Below are 16,962 nucleotides of genomic sequence, written 5' to 3' on the forward strand. Positions count from 1 at the left end.
CCACCGCATTTCATTTTGTGCGATGCTGGGGCCACAGCCTTATCTCGCAACGCAGCCCTGTGGTTATGGGTCCCGGCCTTCGCCGGGACGACATCCGTTTTGGGGCGCGCATATTGTGCGCTCGTCGCAGTCTCGCCTGACGGAATATTTCCGCGCTTGCCAAGGTCGCGCCGTCGGTTCAGAAAAACGCTGGAGCGAGAAACGCCAGCGGAGAGCGATTTGACCATCAAGGGCAAGGCCTACATTGCCGGGATCTACGAGCATCCCACCCGGCATGCACCCGATAAATCAACAGCACAGCTACACGCCGAGGTCGCCAAGGGTGCGATCGAGGATGCCGGGCTGACCAAGGACGACATCGACGGCTATTTCTGCGCCGGCGACGCGCCAGGCGGGCTGTGGCCGATGGTCGATTATCTCGGCCTCAACACCAAGAAGCTGCGTCACGTCGATTCCACCGAGACCGGTGGCTGTTCCTATCTGATCCATCTCGGTCACGCCGCCGAGGCGATCGCCGCGGGCAAGTGCTCGGTCGCGCTGGTTACGCTCGCAGGCAAGCCGCGTACCGGCCCGATGCCGCCGCGCGCCTCCGGCGCCGAGGCCGATTTCGAATTGGCCTACGGGGCTACCACGCACAATGCCTATGGCATGTGTGCCATGCGCCATATGCACGACTACGGCACCACCTCCGAGCAGCTCGCCTGGATCAAGGTCGCGGCCTCGCATCACGCGCAGTACAATCCGCACGCAATGCTGAAGGATGTCGTCACCGTCGAGGACGTGCTGAACTCGCCGATGATCTCGGATCCTCTGCACCGGATGGATTGCTGCGTCGTCACCGACGGCGGCGGCGCGATGATCGTCACCACGCCGGAGATCGCGAAGAGCCTGAAGAAGCCGCTGGTGCGCCTGATCGGCCATGGCGAGGCGATGAAGGGTCCGCGCGGCGGCAAGGATCTCGACCTGACATACTCCGCCGGCGTGTGGTCCGGCCCGCGCGCCTTCGAAGAGGCGGGCGTGACACCGAAGGACATCAAATACGCCTCGATCTATGACAGCTTCACCATCACGGTGCTGATGCAGCTCGAGGATCTCGGCTTCTGCAAGAAGGGCGAGGGCGGCAAGTTCGTCGCCGACGGCAATCTGATCTCGGGCGTCGGCAAGCTGCCGTTCAACACCGACGGCGGCGGCCTGTGCAGCAACCATCCCGTCAATCGCGGCGGCATGACGAAGATCCTTGAGGCGGTGCGCCAGTTGCGCGGCGAGGCGCATCCGAAGGTGCAGGTCAAGAACTGCGACCTCGCGATCGCCCACGGCACCGGCGGTCTGCTCGGCGTTCGCCACGCCGCCTCAACCTGCATTCTGGAGCGTGCGTGATGTCTGAAGCCAAGAAGTACAATGCTCCGGTGACCAACCCGGAGACCGCGCCGTTCTGGGAAGCGGCGAAGGCGGGCAAGTTCATGATCAAGCGCTGCACCACCTGCGGCGAAGCGCATTACTTCCCGCGCGCGATCTGCCCGTTCTGCTTCTCCGACAAGACGGTGTGGGAAGAGTCGAGCGGCGAGGCCACGGTCTACACCTACAGCCTGATGCGGAAGTCGCCGACCGGTCCGTACGCGATCGCCTATGTGACGCTGAAGGAAGGCCCGTCGCTGCAGACCAACATCGTCGATTGCGATCTGGAGAAGGTGAAGATCGGCCAGAAGGTCAAGGTGGTGTGGAAGCCGACCGACGGCGCGCCGCTGCCGTTCTTCACGCCAGCCTGATTTTACCCTCTCCCCTTGTGGGAGAGGGTGCCTTCGCTGAAAGCGAAGGCGGGTGAGGGGTCTCTCTCCGCGCAATGAGTCTCTCTGCGGCGCGAACCCCTCATCGAAGCGAGTTTGTGACGACTGCCGGTGTGGCCCTCTCCCACAAGGGGAGAGGGCACATCAATTGGCAGCGCAAAGCGACAAAAGAGTTCGGGGAGAAAACAATAATGCCAATCGTGTACGAACAGCTGATGGCCCTGAAGAATCTCGGCCAGAAATACAGCTACAGCGATCGCGACGTGATGCTCTATGCCTATGGCATCGGTCTCGGCGCCGATCCGATGGACGAGAACGAGCTCGCCTTTGTCAATGAGGGCGTGCTGACGCCGCGCCCGCTCAAGGTAGTGCCGACGTTCGCGTCGGTCGCGGCCTGGGGCGCCGGCCCCGGCGAGATGAATCTCAACCGCGTGATGGTGGTCGACGGCGAGCGCGACATTACCTTCCACAAGCCGTTCGCGACCGCAGCCCACATCACGGCCGACTCGACCGTGCTCGACGTATTCGACAAGGGCAAGGACAAGGGCGCGGTGATCCGTCACCAGACCGTGCTGAAGGACGAGAAGGGCGACAAGCTCGCCACGCTGGTCGCCTCGCGCTTCGCCCGCGGCGATGGCGGCTTCGGCGGCCCGTCCGACGGCCAGCCTGAGCCGCACAAGGTGCCGGAGCGCGCCCCGGACAAGGTGGTCGACATCACGACGCGGCCGGACCAGGCGCTGATCTACCGGCTCTGCGGCGACCGCAACCCGCTGCACTCCGATCCCGCGTTCGCCAAGAAGGCCGGCTTCCCGCGGCCGATCCTGCACGGCATGTGCACCTACGGCATCACCTGCCGCGGCGTGCTGCAGACCTACGCCGATTACGATCCGTCCGCCTTCAAGCAGCACGCGGCGCGGTTCTCCTCGCCGGTATTTCCCGGCGAGACCGTGACCATGGAGCTGTGGAAGGACGGCAACGTGGTGTCGTTCGAGGCCAAGGTGAAATCGCGCGGCGTCACCGTGATCAAGAGCGGCAAGACGGTGCTGGCTTAGCAATACGGCGCGGCCGTCGGCTCCCTCGCCCCGCTCTTGCGGGGAGAGGGTGGGGTGAGGGGCTTTCTCCGCAACGGTGGTCTGCGGACAGACCTGTACCCCCTCACCCGGATCGCATCTCGCGATTCGATCCGACCGCTCCCCGCAAGCGGGGCGAGGTAGGGAAGCGCAACAAAAAAGGGAGATGCAAGCATGGGATTACTCGACGGCAAGGTGGCGCTGATCACGGGCGCCGGCGGCGGACTTGGTGAAGCCTACGCAAAGCTGTTTGCGCGCGAGGGCGCGGCGGTGGTGGTCAACGATCTCGGCGGCCCGCGCGACGGCTCGGGCTCCGACAAGTCGATGGCCGACAGAGTGGTCGACGCGATCAAGGCCGAGGGCGGCCGCGCGGTCGCCAACGGCGCCGACATTTCGACCTTGGCCGGCGGCCAGTCGGTGTTCGACGACGCCATCAAGCATTTCGGCCGCGCCGACATCCTGGTCAACAACGCCGGCATCCTGCTCGACGAGACCTTCCACAAGGCCAAGGAAGCCAACTGGGACAGGGTGATGAAGGTGCATCTGAAAGGCACCTTTTGCTGCAGCCAGCCGGTGTTCAAATGGATGCGCGACAATGGCGGCGGCGTCATCGTGAACACGTCGTCGACCTCGGGCCTGATCGGCAATTTCGGCCAGACCAATTACGGCGCGGCCAAGGGCGGCATCTGGGGCCTCTCCAACGTGCTGGCGATCGAGGGCCGCAAGTACAACATCCGGATCTGGACGCTCGCGCCGGGCGCGCTGACCCGCATGACCGCGGACCTGCCGCGCTACAAGGAGAACCCGGGTGCAGCGCTCGGCCCGGACGGCATCGCGCCGGCAGTGCTCTACATGGTCAGCGATTTGTCGGGCGACCAGACCGGCAAGGTCCTCGGCGTCTCGGGCCCGCGCGGCGTCCGCGAAATGCGGATGATGGAAATGGAGGGCTGGAAGCCGCCATTTACCGGCTGGAAGGCCGAGGACATCGCCACCCACGCCAAGGAGATCTTCTTCTCCGAGGAGCAGATCAAGATGGGCGCGCGGCGGTTCTGATATATACAGTCATTCCGGGGCACGCGAAGCGTGAACCCGGAATCTCGAGATTCCGGGTCTGGTGCTGGCGCACCATCCCGGAATGACGAACAAGGATTAATGCCATGAAACTCACCGCCCAGGCCGCAGGAACCTTTGCGATCGCGCCAACCCCGTTCCAGGACGACGGCCGCATCGACGAGGCATCGATCGACCGGCTGACCGATTTCTACGCCGAGGTCGGCTGCGACGGCGTCACGGTGCTGGGCATTCTGGGCGAGGCGCCGAAGCTCGATGCCGCGGAGGCGGAGCAGGTCGCGCTGCGCTTCGTCAAGCGCGCCAAGAAGCTGCAGGTGATCGTCGGCGTCTCGGCGCCGGGCTTTGCCACGATGCGCTCGCTGGCGAAGAAGTCGATGGATGCGGGTGCTGCCGGCGTCATGATCGCGCCGCCGCCGCATCTGCGCACCGACGACCAGATCATCGGCTACTTCAAGCAGGCGCAGGAAGCGATCGGCGACGATATTCCCTGGGTGCTGCAGGACTACCCGCTGACGCTCACCGTGGTGTTTACGCCCGCCGTGATCCGCAAGATCGTGATGGATTCGCCGTCCTGCGTGATGCTCAAGCACGAGGACTGGCCGGGCCTCGAGAAGATCTCGACCTTGCGCAACTTCCAGAAGGACGGCTCGCTGCGGCCGCTGTCGATCCTGGTCGGCAATGGCGGCCTGTTCCTCGATTTCGAGATGGAGCGCGGCGCCGACGGCGCGATGACGGGCTATGCTTTCCCCGAACTCCTGATCGACGTCGTCAATTTGTCGAAGGCCGGAAAACGCGATGCCGCGCATGATCTGTTCGACGCGCATCTGCCTCTGATCCGCTACGAGCAGCAGCCCGGCGTTGGTCTTACCGTGCGCAAATACGTGCTGCAGAAGCGCGGCATCATTTCCTCCAGCGCCCAGCGCAAGCCCGGTGCTGTCATCACGCCGCAGGCGAGGGCGGAGGTCGACTATCTGCTCTCCCGCGTGGCGCGCGTCGACCGTCGCGCCAATCTGCAACCGCAATCCAGTGCAGCAGGATAATTATGACCGAGATCGTTGCCCCGCGCCTTGCGTCGACCGTGCTGCTGCTGCGTGACGGAACGTCGTCCGAAATTGAAGTCTTCATGATGGTCCGCCATCACCAGATCGAGTTCAATTCCGGCGCGCTGGTGTTTCCGGGCGGCAGCGTCGACAAGAACGACAAGGAGATCGCCGCCGATCCCGCGCTCTATTCGGGCGGGGAAGGGCTCGACGGCGACGCGCTCGGTTTCCGCATCGCCGCGATCCGCGAAACCTTCGAGGAGAGCGGCATCCTGCTGGCGCGGCCGCGGGGGTCGAAGGATCTGGTCGACGCCGGGCGTGCGAACGACATCGCGACCGCGCATCGTGCGGCGCTGAACGAAGGCAAGATCACCTTCCTCAAGGTGCTCACGGACAATGGCATGGTGCTCGCGCTCGACGAGCTCGTGCCGTATGCGCACTGGATCACGCCGGAAGGCATGCCGAAGCGCTTCGACACCTGGTTCTTCCTGGCCGCCGCGCCGCCCGAGCAGCTCGGCGCCCATGACGGCAAGGAATCGACCGACTCAATCTGGGTGTCGACGCGGGAGGCGCTGGAGGGCGGCGAGACCGGCCGCTTCAAGCTGCCGTTCCCGACCACGCGCAATCTGATCAGGCTCGGCAAGCAGCCGAACGTCGGCGCCGCGCTCGCCGACAGCAAGGGCAAGCCGATCGTCGCCGTGATGCCCGTGATGACCAAGACCGCCACCGGCCGCCAGCTTCGGATCCCCAAGGAAGCGGGCTACGACGGCGAGGTGTTCGACGTCGGCGCGCTGGGCTGAGTTCCCGCGGACCGGAGCCACGATACTTCGGCGAGCATCGAAGTATAGCCTCCAGAAGCTCGCTATAACCACGTCAATCACCGCGCTGGGCGAACGGCCCGGCGCAGAGGAGCCGACGTGGCAACATCTCTCGAAGCGCCAATATCTCTCGAAGCCCACCTGACGCTGCCCGGCAGCGACGACACACTGCTGCTGCGGCACTGGCCGGGCGCGGGCGATCCGGTGCTGTACGTTCACGGCGCGACGTTCCCGTCGTCGCTGTCGGTCGGCTATCGCTTTGGCGGGCGGTCCTGGGCGGACGATCTCAATGCCGCCGGCTTCGACGTCTGGGGTTTCGATTTCACAGGCTTCGGCGGCTCGAGCAGGCCGCGGCAGATGTCGATGCCCGCAAGCGGGGTCGCGCCGCTCGGCCGGGCGCCGGAAGCCGCCAATCAGGTCGGCGCGGTGGTCGATCACATCCGCAAGACGCGCGCCGGTGCGCCGGTTCATATCGTCGCGCATTCATGGGGCACGATGGCGGCCGGCCGTTTTGCAGCCGATCGTCCTGATGCCGTCGGCCGCCTCGTGCTGTTCGGGCCGATCGTCCGGCGGGAGCTGGAGGGATTGCCGCTCCCCGAGAGCATCGGTGCATGGCGCGAGATCACGATCGCGGATCAATTGAAGCGATTTGTCGAGGACGTCCCGCCGTCGCATCCGCCGGTTCTGATCGAGCCTGACCTCGTCGAGTGGGGGCCGGCCTATCTGGCAAGCGATGCCGGCGCGGCCGGACGCAATCCGCCGGCGGTCCGGATTCCAAACGGGCCGCAGGCCGACGTCATCGCCGCGATGTCGGGGCAGCTCCCCTACGATCCGCGCCGCGTCCAGGCGCCGACGCTGATCGCCCGTGGTGAATGGGACAACCTTTGCCAGGATGCTGACGCGGCCTGGCTGACACATGCGCTGGGCGCCTCGCAGAAGGCCGATGTCGTCGTGCCGAGGGCAACGCATTTGATGCATCTTGAACACGGACGCGAAGGTCTGTTTGCGGCGACCGCCGCTTGGCTCGCAAGGAGCGCGTCGTGAGCGGCCCCGTGACCGGCGACGCGCGCCAGCCCCCTATGGGCTTCGAGCTGGCGCTGCTGCTCGCGCTCGCCACCCTCTGGGGCGGCTCCTACACCTTCATCAAGCTCGGCGTCGCGACCATCCCGCCGATCACGCTGATCGCGGCGCGCACCGCAATCGCGGGGCTCTTGCTGCTCGTCATCATGCGGTTGCGCGGCGTGACGATGCCGATGGACGGCGCGACCTGGCGCCGCTTCATCTTCCAGGCCTGCCTCAACAGCGTGATCCCGTGGACGCTGATCGCCTGGGGCGAACGCTTCGTCGATGCCGGGCTCGCCACCATCCTCAATTCGGCCTCGCCGATCTTCACCTTCCTGTTCACGGCCGCGATCACCCGCCACGAGGCCGCGAGCCCGCGCAAGCTGTTCGGGGTGATTGCCGGCATGGCCGGCATCTGCCTGATCGTCGGCGTCGATGCGTTCCGCGATCTCGGAGAGGGCATCGTGGCCGAGGTCGCAATCGTCGCCGCCACCATCTGCTACGCCTGCGCCGCGATCTTCAGCCGCGGCTTCAAGGGGCTCGATCCGATGGCGCCGGCCGCAGGCTCGCTGATCGCGGGCGCGGCGGTGCTGATTCCGCTCAGCCTCGCCGTCGAACGGCCCTGGACGCTGACGCCATCGACCAGCTCGCTGCTCGCCTTGCTGGCGCTTGCGGTGTTCTCGACTGCGGTCGCCTTCGTGATCTACTTCCGCCTGATCCAGACTCTGGGTTCGGTCGGCACCACCGCGCAGGCCTATCTGCGGGTGCCGATCGGGGTTGCGCTCAGCGTCGCCCTTCTGGGCGAACGGCTGAGCCCGACGGCGTGGATCGGGCTCGCCTGTGTCGTGATCGGCGTCGCCGCGATGACGATTCCGGCGCGAAGGACCGCTACGGTCTAAGGTCATCGCCGCGACGGCGACCCCGGCGCCGAAGGCTGCCGGCGCCTGATGTCCAGTCTCCCGAAACCGGCTGCCGGCTGGATGTCCCCGGATGCGTCAAGGAGGCCGGCATCTCGCCGGACAAGGCCTGACGTCACCCTGTGCCGGAATCGGCCACCGGCGGCCCCGGGTGACACGGGTCACACCGCCGGCCGGCGAAGGGCTTCAGCATGTTTCCCCAAAGCCCGTAATTTCCCGTATATTGGGGCGCATTGGACCCCGGCCTTGATGACATGACCGCTGAATTGCCGCCGAATTCGCAAGCGCCGCGTGCGTTCTCCCTCTCCATTGGCCAGCTCACGTTCGGCAGCTTCCTGCTGGTGCTGGCTGTGATCATCATCACGTCCACCGCCAGCGTGATCGCGATCCGGCACATCGATACGACCTTCGCCGAGCTGCAGCGGCTGCAAAGCGTCGGCGACATCGCCGAGGATATCGATCGTCGCACCAACGAGCTGCGGCTGGCGGCGCGGGACTTCGTCACCGAGCCCGGAAACCAGTCGGCCCAGGTCGCAGAGGCGGCCCAGTCGCTGAGCGAGATCCTGAAGAAGACCCGGATCGAGCTGGCGCCCGAGCAGCAGGACATGATCGACGGCGTCACCCAGCGGCTGGCGACCTATCGCAGCGGGATCGAGCGCATCTCGGCGCTGCTCAGTCGCCGCGCGGAAATTGTCGGCGGGCTGCCGCCGCTGCGCGATGCGTTCGACAAGGCGGTCGCCGCGAGCGATGATGCGGCGCTGGCCAACACGCTGTCGCAGGCGCAGAGCCGCATTGCCACCGCGCTCCTGGCGCACAACACGTCGGCCGCCGAGCAGGCCGCGCAAAGCATGCGGGCGATGACCATCGCCGAACCCGCCCTGCGCGGCGCGGTCGACAATTATGCCGAGGCGATCAGCGCGATTTCGGTGCGCGAGGGCCAGATCGCCGACATCGACCGCGAGGTACTCGGCGCCGAAGGCCGCCTGATTCAGAAGGTCACCGAGCTGCTGCGCGAGCTCAGCTCGCGCCGCGGCCATGTGCTGTCGCGCGATTTTGCGCGCACGCTGGCGGAGGCAAAATGGCAGAGCATCGTGCTCGGCACGGCGGGGGTGCTGATCGGCCTGTTCGCTTCGGTGCTGGTGGTTCGCCGCACCGTTCGCCCGCTCGCCCGGATCGCCGGATCGATCCGCAAGGTCGCGGGCGGCGAGAAGAGCGCGTTCATTCCGGGCGCCGATCTCGACAACGAGATCGGCGACATTGCGCGCGCCGCCGAGGTGTTCCGCCAGACCTTGGTCGATGCCGACAGCGCGCGCGAGGCTGCACTGCGCGCGCTTGCCGAGCAGCGGCTCGCCGAGGAGAGCTACCACAAGCTGTTCGAGGCATCGGTCGACGGCATCTACGTCACGACGCCGGGCGGCGCGCTGCTCAACGCCAATCCGGCGCTGGCGCGGATGATGGGCTATGCCACGCCGCAGGACCTGATCAACGGCATCGGCGACATCGCCTCCACCGTCTATGTCGATCCGGCGGCGCGGGAGCAGTACCAGCAGCTGATGCGGCGCGACGGCACGGTGCGCGACTACGAGTATCAGGTGCGCTCGCGCGACGGCACCGTGCTGTGGCTGTCCGATTCCGCGACCGTCGTACGCAACGACGAGGGCGAGGTGGTCCGCTACGAGGGCACGGTGCGCGACATCACCGACCAGAAGCGCGCCGAGGATGCCATCGCCGAAGGCCGCCGGCTGTTGCAGATGGTTATCGACACGGTGCCCGCCGTCATCAACGTCAAGGAACGCAACCTGCGCTACGTGCTGATGAACCGCTACATGGCGGGCATCTTCGGCATCGAGCCGCAGGACGCGATCGGCCAGACCACCGCCGAGCTGATGTTGCGCTATGGCGCAGCCAAGACCGACGAGAACGACAAGCGCGTCCTGTCGGCGCGCCGCGAGCTTGGTTTCTATGAGGAAGAGTACAAGGACGCAGCCGGCAACATGCGGCAATGGCTCGTCAACAAGCTACCGATCCTCGATGCCCAGGGCGATATCGAGAACATCGTCACGGTCGCGCTCGACATCGGCGAGCGCAAGCGCTCCGAACAGGAAATGCGCAAGGCGAGGGACTCCGCGGAGGCGGCGCTGCGCAATCTGCGGGAAACCCAGAATTCGCTGATCGAGGCCGAGAAGCTCGCCGCGCTCGGCCGCCTGGTCGCCGGCGTCGCCCATGAGGTCAACAATCCCGTCGGCATCAGCCTCACGGTGGCCTCCGCGCTGGAGCGTAAGACCGCGAACTTCGCGACCCAGGTCGAGCGCGGCGACCTGCGCCGCTCGAGCCTCAACGACTTCCTGAACACGGCGCGGGATGCCTCCTCGCAGCTGGTCGCCAATCTGAACCGCGCCGCGGAGCTGATCCAGTCGTTCAAGCAGGTCGCCGCGGACCGCAATTATTCGGACCAGCGCACCTTCGATCTCGGCGATCTCACCGAGCAGGTGGTGATGAGTCTGCGGCCCGGCCTGCGCAAGCACAATCTGACGCTCAACGTCGATTGCGAGCCCAACCTGATCATGAATTCCTATCCCGGACCGTACGGCCAGGTGCTGACCAACCTGTTCCTCAACGCGGTCGCGCATGCGTTCCCGGACGGCAAGGCCGGCGAGGTCGAGATCCAGGTGCACGCCTCCGGCAACGACTATGTCGAGGTGATCTTCGCCGACGATGGCTGCGGCATGAGCCTCGACGTGCGCCGCCGCGCCTTCGATCCGTTCTTCACGACGCGGCGCGATCAGGGTGGCACTGGGCTCGGGCTGCACATCGTCTACAGCATCGTCACCAATCGCCTCGGCGGCCGGCTCTCGCTCGATTCCGCGCCGGGCAACGGCACCCGCATCCAGATGATCCTGCCGCGCGTCGCGCCGCTGGAGCAGGCCGCGGAGTAGGCGGGCCCGGCGTCCCTCCGAGCCCAATCTCCATCATCCAAGCTGTGGTCTATCGCCTTGTCTCGCTGACAAGCAGATTCTTGTAGACCTTTCCGCCCTTCATGATGACCATGAAATTCCTTGCGGGATCTTCGACGAGCTTGATGTTGTCGATCGGATTGCCGTCGACGAGGAGTAGATCGGCCAGCGCGCCTTCCTCGACGACACCGAGCTTGCCGGGATATGGATTTCGCAGGCCCGACAGGCTCATGAGTTCCGCATTCGTCGATGTCGCCATGATCAGCGCTTCAGCCGGCGTATACCAGCGAGTGAGGTTGACCAGCATGGCGCCTTGCCGATCCGCCAATGCCTTCGAAAACAGAACGTCGGTGCCGAATGCGGTCTTGATTCCGTATTTCTTCGCCAGCGCATAGACCCGGTCGGTTCCGGCAACCACTTGCCGCATCTTGTCCTGCTCCGCGGGCCCAAGGGCATTTGCGGCTGTCAGATCGAGAAAGGGTTGCGTGCTCAACCAGATTCCTTTCTCGGCCATCAGTCGGGCCGTCGTGTCGTCCATCAGGTGCGCATGCTCGATGCACCTGGCACCGGCCGCGATCGACCGCTGGATAGCGACCGGCGTGTAGGCATGCGTGGCGACATAGGTACCCCAGTTCGTGGCCGCTTCGACGGCGGCGCGTAACTCGGGCTCCGTGAACGTGGCCACGTCGAGCGGACTGAACGGCGATGCCACGCCACCGCCGGCGGTGAGCTTGACCTGCGAAGCTCCTTGCATGAGTTGCTCACGTGCCCGCACGCGAACCTCGTCCGGACTGTCCGCAATCATGCTGCCGCCAATCTTCTCCATACGGCTGAGCATGCCGCCGATCGTGCGTGGCAGATCGGACAGTTGCCGGAAATCGCCATGGCCGCTGGTAATGGTGATTATCGCGCCGGATGGATAGATGCGGGGGCCGACCACGAGATCTTCGTCAATGGCTCGTTTGAGCCCAAAGGTCGGTCCACCCATGTCACGAACGGTCGTGAAGCCCCGCATCAGCGTGTCGGTCGCTTCGGCGGCCGCGAGCAGATTGTTGTAACCGACGTCGCCGGCGATCGCTGTCGCCGGCGTCGGGCGCACCAGCATCGCATGCCAATGTGCGTCAATCAGCCCGGGCATCAGGACGCGTTCGCCGCCTTCGATCACTTGAGCATCGACCGTGATCGCCGCAGCCGAAATCTTCTCGATCCTGTGGTTCCTGACGAGGACATTGGACGGCGCGGAGAGTGCGCTGTTCTTTCCGTCGAAAATGCGGACGTTCCGGAACAGGATCGCGGACTCCTGTTGTGCCTGCGCAGCAGGCAAGACGGCGGGAGTCATTCCGATCGCGGCAAGCAGCGCGAAAACTCCGACGAGTCCGCCCGGTATTCTCAAACCTGACATATCCGATCTCCGCCTGAGTCAGTATCCGGCGCCGGATTCCCAATCCTTCTGTGAAGGAGGGGGCCGGCGCTATCGCGCATCGTTGAGTTGACGGGCCACTACGCGGGCCTGGCGGCGGGCTGCCAGGCGTAGGTCAACCATCCGATGCCGTGGGAGAGAAGATCGATGCCTAGCAACATTCCGAGCACCCACAGCCCGGTTGCCGGAAATCCCGTCAGGATGACGAGGCCGGCCAGAACGCCGAACACCCCGGACGCCACCATGATCCAGCCGGACTGCTGTCGATGGCCGATGCCGATCAGCACGCGGACGAAGCCCGAGACGAGCAGCATAAGGCCGAGCACATAGGTCAGGATCAACGCGCCGGTCACCGGCTGGCTCAGGAGGACGATGCCGGCTGCAACATAAAGGGCTCCGAGCAGCAGCTGCCACACGAAGCCTCCCCATCCCTTGGTCCAAAAGGCGTGCACGATCTCGAAGCCGCCGGCGAAGATCGCTGTCCAGCCGATGAAGATGGCACTGATGATGGTGAAGAACACGACATCCCCGAGCACCAGGAGGCCTGCGGCGATCATCGCGATCCCGAGCAGGATGCGCATCCATAGAGGCGGCGTGGGCAGGCCCGTCAGACCAACCGTGGAACTGTTGCCATAGGTCGTCATGTCGTCCTCCTGATTTCAGGGCACCAAGCCTCGATACGGGTCAACGCTAGCGCCATCCGCAGTGCCGACGGCCGCGATGCCACCAGCAGGTCCAGCGTCGCCGGCGACGCCAGTGACGGCGCGGCGGCGGGGGCGGCGGTCGAGGTCGCCCAGGCCGTCGACGCGTGTCGACCTGATGAATCGGCGGTCCGGTATCGTTCGCCTTGGTAACGAGGTACTTTTCGAGGGTGAGCGGCAGCGCCTCGGCGGTCTGCGCCAACAGGCCGGTGCCGAGGCCCGCGGCGACGACACCACCGAGCATGCTCCGCAGCACAATGCGGCGATCGATGTCATCCATGGCTTGCTCCTCCGTTCCTTGCCGGCATTTCGCCGCCCTACACGGCGCGGGCGTGCGACCTCCGGTCAGGCCGCATGTTCGCGCTTGTCTGCCGCGTCGTCGTCCGGAATCTCTCCCGGCCGGTAATTCGGCAGATGTCCGGCCGGAATGACCGCCAGCAGGGCCAAGCCTGCCATGATCAACAGCCCGATCTTCAGGGCCCGCAGCCGGGCTTCGGTGTTGATCCGAACGGCTTCCTCGACCTGCTGCGGCGTGCCGCTTGTGCCTTCCAGCACGCTGCGCAGCCGGTCATTGCTGACGAAGGTGATGTTGTTGAGATCAACCTGGCTCTGCAGCTCTTTCGTCAGCACCGGGCTTGCGGTGATCTTGCCGAGCGCGATCGTGCTCAGGAGACCGACGAGAAGAGCGCCGGCGACCGCGGTGCCGACGGCGGCCGCCAGATTCTGCGTTGTTCCGCGCAATGACCCGACATCTCCGGCCAATGCCTTGGGCGAGGCCGTCACCAGGACGTTGAACAGCAGCGTCACCAGAGAGCCCTGGCCGATCCCGAACAGGACGAGGCCAAACAGGACGGGAATCTCGCTCCAGTCGTTGCGCACCACGAATGCGAGCCAGAGCAGCGCGATTGTGCAGAGTGCAAAGCCGAAGCGGCCGATCTGGCGCGGTGTCAGCCTGTCGTAGACATTGACGATGAGCATCGCCGAGAAGAAGACCGTGAGGTTGAACGGCATCATCGCGATCGCCGTCGCGATTGGCGAACGTCCCTGCACGATCTGGATGTAAAGCGGCACCGTGAAGTTCAGCGCCGCCTCCAGCGCGACCACTGCGAACAGCGCATAGACTGCACAGCGCTCTTCGGGCGAGTCGATCACCTCCAGCGCCAGCAGCGGCGTCTTCCCCCCGGCCTGCTGTCGGTGTGTCCAGCTCAGGAAGGCCTGCCCGAGCACGACACCGAGCACGATCATGATCGGTGCCGGCGAAACGCCCAACAGATCGAACGGCGCGTTGGGGGTGGCGAGCGCCAACCCCCAACGGTTGAGATTGTTGAATCCGAAGCTGATGAGAATAATCGCGCTTGCGGCAAGGGCGACGCCGACCAGATCGATCTGGACATCCGGGCGGCCGCGGTCGGCCCTCAGGCGGAAGCTGAGGAGAAAGACGATCGCCGAAGCCGCGATCAGGATCCCGAACGCCGGGCGCCACCCGATATAGGTTCCGAGCACGCCGCCGATAACGAATGCCAGCACGCCCGCCGCGGCGCGCGCCGAGCCGAGCGCACCAAGGGCGGTCGCCTGTTGGCGCCCGGCATAGTTCTCGGCGATCAGGGCAACCAGCGACGGCACGATCACCGCGCCCGCGGCCCCGCAAAGCGCCTGCGCGGAAATCATGACGGCGGCCGTCGGGCTGAACGTCATCGTGAGCTGCGAAACGAGGAAGAGCACGACCGCGATGCGGAATACCTGCACGGCCCCGAACTTTTGGGCGAGCTTCGCGCCAAGCATGACGAACCCCGCCACAAGCATGGAGTAGGCCACGATCCCGGTCGCCACCGTGGTCGGCGGCACGCCGAAGCTCGCCACCATTCCCCCCAGGGCAACCGGCAACGATGCAACGTTGTACGACATGATCATCTGACCAAGCGCAATCGCGATCATCGGAACCCATGATGCCCGTTCTTCGTGGTGGACGCCGTCGAACGACATTGTTTGTGCTGCCATGGCATCCTCCGGCCTGATTGAGGTAGCGATCGGTCGGGCCGCGGGTCCGCCGATCCTGCGCGCATTCGTTCATTGTTCCGGTTGCGATACGAACAGATCCATGCCCAGCCGCTGCGACAGGAATTTTGCAGCGAGCTGGCCCCTCACGCTGTTGCCAGCCGCATCCAGCGGTGGGGCGAAAGTCCCGAAACCACCTTTGCCGGGGGACACCGCGACGATGCCGCCGCCAATGCCGCTCTTTCCCGGCAGGCCGATGTCGTAGAGCCAGTCGCCCGATGTCTCGTACAATCCGGCGGTGACCATCACGGCCAGGACGTAGTGGCACACATCAGCGTCGACCACGCGCTGCCTGGTCACCGGGTTCACGCCGCCGTCAGCCAGCGTCGCGCCCATCACGGCCAGATCCCTGGCACTGACATTCAGCGAACACTGCCGAGTGTAGAGGTCGGTCGCCTGTTTGGCGTCGCTGTAGATCCGGCCATAGCTCTCCAGCAAGCGAGCGATGCTTCGATTGCGGAAATTGGTCTCGGATGCGGACGCGTAGACCTCCTCGTTGAGTGGGAGGTTGCGGCCGGCGAAGCGCGACAGCCCGCTGTGGATGAATTGCCAGCACTCCTCGATAGACTGTCCCGGCGCGAGGCTCGTCGTCGCGATTGCACCGGCGTTCACCATCGGATTGGTCCGCCCGTTTCCCTGTTCGATCGCAGCGAGCGAGTTGAACGCCAGTCCGGTGGCGTTGGCACCGAGTTTTTCGCGTGCCGCCTCAGGCCCGATCGTCTCGCAGATCAGCGCGAACAAGAACGGCTTCGAGACGCTCATGATGGAGAATTCGTGGTCGACATCGCCCGCACCGTGCACGCGCCCGTTGGTTCCAACGACACATACGCCGAACAGCTCGCTCGGAACCCGGGCGAGGGCCGGATAGACCTGCGATCTGGTTCCGTCGGTGTTGGACTTGAACCGTCGATGGGCGTCGTCCACAAGCGACTGCACGATCTCCGGGCCGGGCAGGTGGCCGGTCGAGATGTAGAGCTGTTCTTGGTGATCGAGCGAATGCGACGCCATCGCATCACTCCGTCGAACGGATTGAACTCCGATCGGCTCCGTTCTAGAACACGATGCGCTTTCCGCAGTCGGCGCCCAAGTTTCAATCGAGTCAATATACAACCGGGGCTCGGTGCTGCGACCCGACCATCAATTATGTGCGAGGATTGCGGTTGGAACGATGTCCGGTGCTCGATTGAGTGAGCGAGACTGACATAATCGCTTTCAGTTTGACTCAAACGGCCGATGTCAACGCGACGCGCGATCAACGACAGATTGCAACTTTCCCGTCCGGGAGTAGCATCGTGCGAGCGCACGCGAACCGAGACTAGCGAGAAGAACATGGGGCATCATCCGAAGAAGCGAGGCGTACCATGGCGGCGCAAACAAGTGACGGATATTGGTTCCTGGTCAAGAAGTTTGGCGGCCTTATCTCAATCATTATCGGATGCCTGCTGACCGCTGTTGGCGTGACATTCGAGTCCACCGATACGATTGTTTTCGGTGTCCTGTTTCTGATGCTTGGCGCCGTCCTGCTGATGCTCAAGATCATGAGACGAAATCAGGAGAGCTCGCCTGGCTAGCCTGGGCATCAGCGTCTCCTCGCCGGAGCCAGCGTCTGAGTAGGGCACAATCGCTGAGGCGCGCGTCGCAGCCGCGGCCAAAGATCGATATTGGATCAGCATTGATCGATGCTCGAACGGCATTGGACCGCCCCCGGCAACGCTCCTACGGCTCGCTCAGCCGACCCTCGAAAGGGCGGTATCCGCAGGGGAGGAAGACATGATTTCACGGCGCAATCTGGTTGCCGGCATCGGCGCAAGCGTGGCGAGCGCAGCCGTCAACCGTGCCATGGCGCAGTCGTTTCCGTTCAAGCCCAATCAGCGCTATCCGGATCCCGCCGTCGAAATCCTCGATCCCGGCTTTGCCAAGTACCGGCTCTACAGCAGCACGCTGGAGCAGGTCGCGACCGGCATGCGCTGGGCGGAAGGGCCGGCCTATTTCCCCGAAGGCGGCTATCTGCTGTTCAGCGACATCCCCAACAACCGCATCATGAAGTACAGCGAGAAGGACGGCAGCCTC

At 64.9% G+C, this 16,962-nt stretch carries 16 protein-coding genes and 1 pseudogene; 12 read left to right on the forward strand and 5 right to left on the reverse strand.

Going from position 1 to position 16,962, the window contains the following annotated elements; translation table 11 throughout:
* Positions 1 to 219 precede the first annotated feature (219 nt).
* The 9 genes from H8B02_RS19690 to H8B02_RS19730 all read left to right on the forward strand — a co-directional run bounded on the left by H8B02_RS19690 (position 220) and on the right by H8B02_RS19730 (position 10,698).
* Positions 220 to 1,377, forward strand: a complete 1,158-nt coding sequence (locus tag H8B02_RS19690) for a thiolase family protein (protein ID WP_229167751.1) — start codon at positions 220 to 222, stop codon at positions 1,375 to 1,377.
* Positions 1,377 to 1,766 (forward strand): Zn-ribbon domain-containing OB-fold protein, encoded by a 390-nt coding sequence (locus tag H8B02_RS19695; protein WP_092114941.1) that lies wholly within the window; start codon positions 1,377 to 1,379, stop codon positions 1,764 to 1,766. Before H8B02_RS19690 ends, H8B02_RS19695 begins: the two co-directional genes overlap by 1 nt.
* 209 nt (positions 1,767 to 1,975) lie before the next feature.
* A complete protein-coding gene (locus H8B02_RS19700) occupies positions 1,976 to 2,836 on the forward strand; it encodes a MaoC family dehydratase (RefSeq protein WP_229167752.1) in 861 nt (286 codons plus the stop codon).
* Between the two features lie 192 nt (positions 2,837 to 3,028).
* Positions 3,029 to 3,907 carry an SDR family oxidoreductase gene (locus tag H8B02_RS19705; RefSeq protein WP_229167753.1) on the forward strand — a complete coding sequence of 293 codons (879 nt, stop codon included), beginning with the start codon at positions 3,029 to 3,031 and terminating at the stop codon, positions 3,905 to 3,907.
* Between the two features lie 104 nt (positions 3,908 to 4,011).
* Positions 4,012 to 4,965 (forward strand): dihydrodipicolinate synthase family protein, encoded by a 954-nt coding sequence (locus H8B02_RS19710; protein WP_229167754.1) that lies wholly within the window; start codon positions 4,012 to 4,014, stop codon positions 4,963 to 4,965.
* A gap of 2 nt (positions 4,966 to 4,967) precedes the next feature.
* Complete coding sequence (locus tag H8B02_RS19715; RefSeq protein WP_229167755.1) at positions 4,968 to 5,765, forward strand: NUDIX hydrolase; 798 nt, start codon at positions 4,968 to 4,970, stop codon at positions 5,763 to 5,765.
* Positions 5,766 to 5,882: 117 nt separating this feature from the next.
* Positions 5,883 to 6,827 carry an alpha/beta hydrolase gene (locus H8B02_RS19720; protein ID WP_229167756.1) on the forward strand — a complete coding sequence of 315 codons (945 nt, stop codon included), beginning with the start codon at positions 5,883 to 5,885 and terminating at the stop codon, positions 6,825 to 6,827.
* 35 nt (positions 6,828 to 6,862) lie between these two features.
* Entirely contained in the window at positions 6,863 to 7,744 is an 882-nt protein-coding gene (locus tag H8B02_RS19725; RefSeq protein ID WP_229167763.1) for a DMT family transporter, read from the forward strand.
* A gap of 272 nt (positions 7,745 to 8,016) precedes the next feature.
* Positions 8,017 to 10,698, forward strand: a complete 2,682-nt coding sequence (locus H8B02_RS19730; RefSeq protein WP_229167757.1) for a PAS domain S-box protein — start codon at positions 8,017 to 8,019, stop codon at positions 10,696 to 10,698.
* Positions 10,699 to 10,747: 49 nt separating this feature from the next.
* Here H8B02_RS19730 and H8B02_RS19735 read toward each other — a convergent pair whose 3' ends face one another.
* Positions 10,748 to 12,007, reverse strand: coding sequence for a metal-dependent hydrolase family protein (locus H8B02_RS19735; RefSeq protein ID WP_229167764.1), 1,260 nt, complete (start codon positions 12,005 to 12,007; stop codon positions 10,748 to 10,750).
* Here H8B02_RS19735 and H8B02_RS48575 point away from each other — a divergent pair.
* The gene (locus tag H8B02_RS48575) at positions 11,895 to 12,209 is read left to right on the forward strand and encodes a hypothetical protein (RefSeq protein WP_229167766.1); all 315 of its coding nucleotides are present in this window, start codon (positions 11,895 to 11,897) and stop codon (positions 12,207 to 12,209) included. The genes H8B02_RS19735 and H8B02_RS48575 overlap by 113 nt on opposite strands.
* A gap of 7 nt (positions 12,210 to 12,216) precedes the next feature.
* On the opposite strand, the gene H8B02_RS19745 is transcribed toward H8B02_RS48575, so the two are convergent.
* The 4 genes from H8B02_RS19745 to glsA all read right to left on the reverse strand — a co-directional run bounded on the left by H8B02_RS19745 (position 12,217) and on the right by glsA (position 15,900).
* Entirely contained in the window at positions 12,217 to 12,780 is a 564-nt protein-coding gene (locus H8B02_RS19745) for an HdeD family acid-resistance protein (protein WP_229167758.1), read from the reverse strand.
* Positions 12,781 to 12,826: 46 nt separating this feature from the next.
* The gene (locus H8B02_RS19750; protein ID WP_229167759.1) at positions 12,827 to 13,117 is read right to left on the reverse strand and encodes a hypothetical protein; all 291 of its coding nucleotides are present in this window, start codon (positions 13,115 to 13,117) and stop codon (positions 12,827 to 12,829) included.
* A 65-nt stretch (positions 13,118 to 13,182) separates the two neighbouring features.
* A complete protein-coding gene (locus tag H8B02_RS19755) occupies positions 13,183 to 14,835 on the reverse strand; it encodes an MFS transporter (protein WP_229167760.1) in 1,653 nt (550 codons plus the stop codon).
* Between the two features lie 69 nt (positions 14,836 to 14,904).
* Positions 14,905 to 15,900, reverse strand: a complete 996-nt coding sequence (gene glsA / locus H8B02_RS19760; RefSeq protein ID WP_229167765.1) for a glutaminase A — start codon at positions 15,898 to 15,900, stop codon at positions 14,905 to 14,907.
* Positions 15,901 to 16,253: 353 nt separating this feature from the next.
* On the opposite strand from glsA, the gene H8B02_RS19765 reads away from it, so the two are divergent.
* A complete protein-coding gene (locus tag H8B02_RS19765; protein WP_229167761.1) occupies positions 16,254 to 16,463 on the forward strand; it encodes a hypothetical protein in 210 nt (69 codons plus the stop codon).
* A 199-nt stretch (positions 16,464 to 16,662) separates the two neighbouring features.
* Positions 16,663 to 16,962, forward strand: a pseudogene (locus H8B02_RS19770) (SMP-30/gluconolactonase/LRE family protein); the annotation flags it as partial.

The organism is Bradyrhizobium altum (assembly GCF_020889705.1).
Classification (GTDB): Bacteria; Pseudomonadota; Alphaproteobacteria; order Rhizobiales; family Xanthobacteraceae; genus Bradyrhizobium; species Bradyrhizobium altum.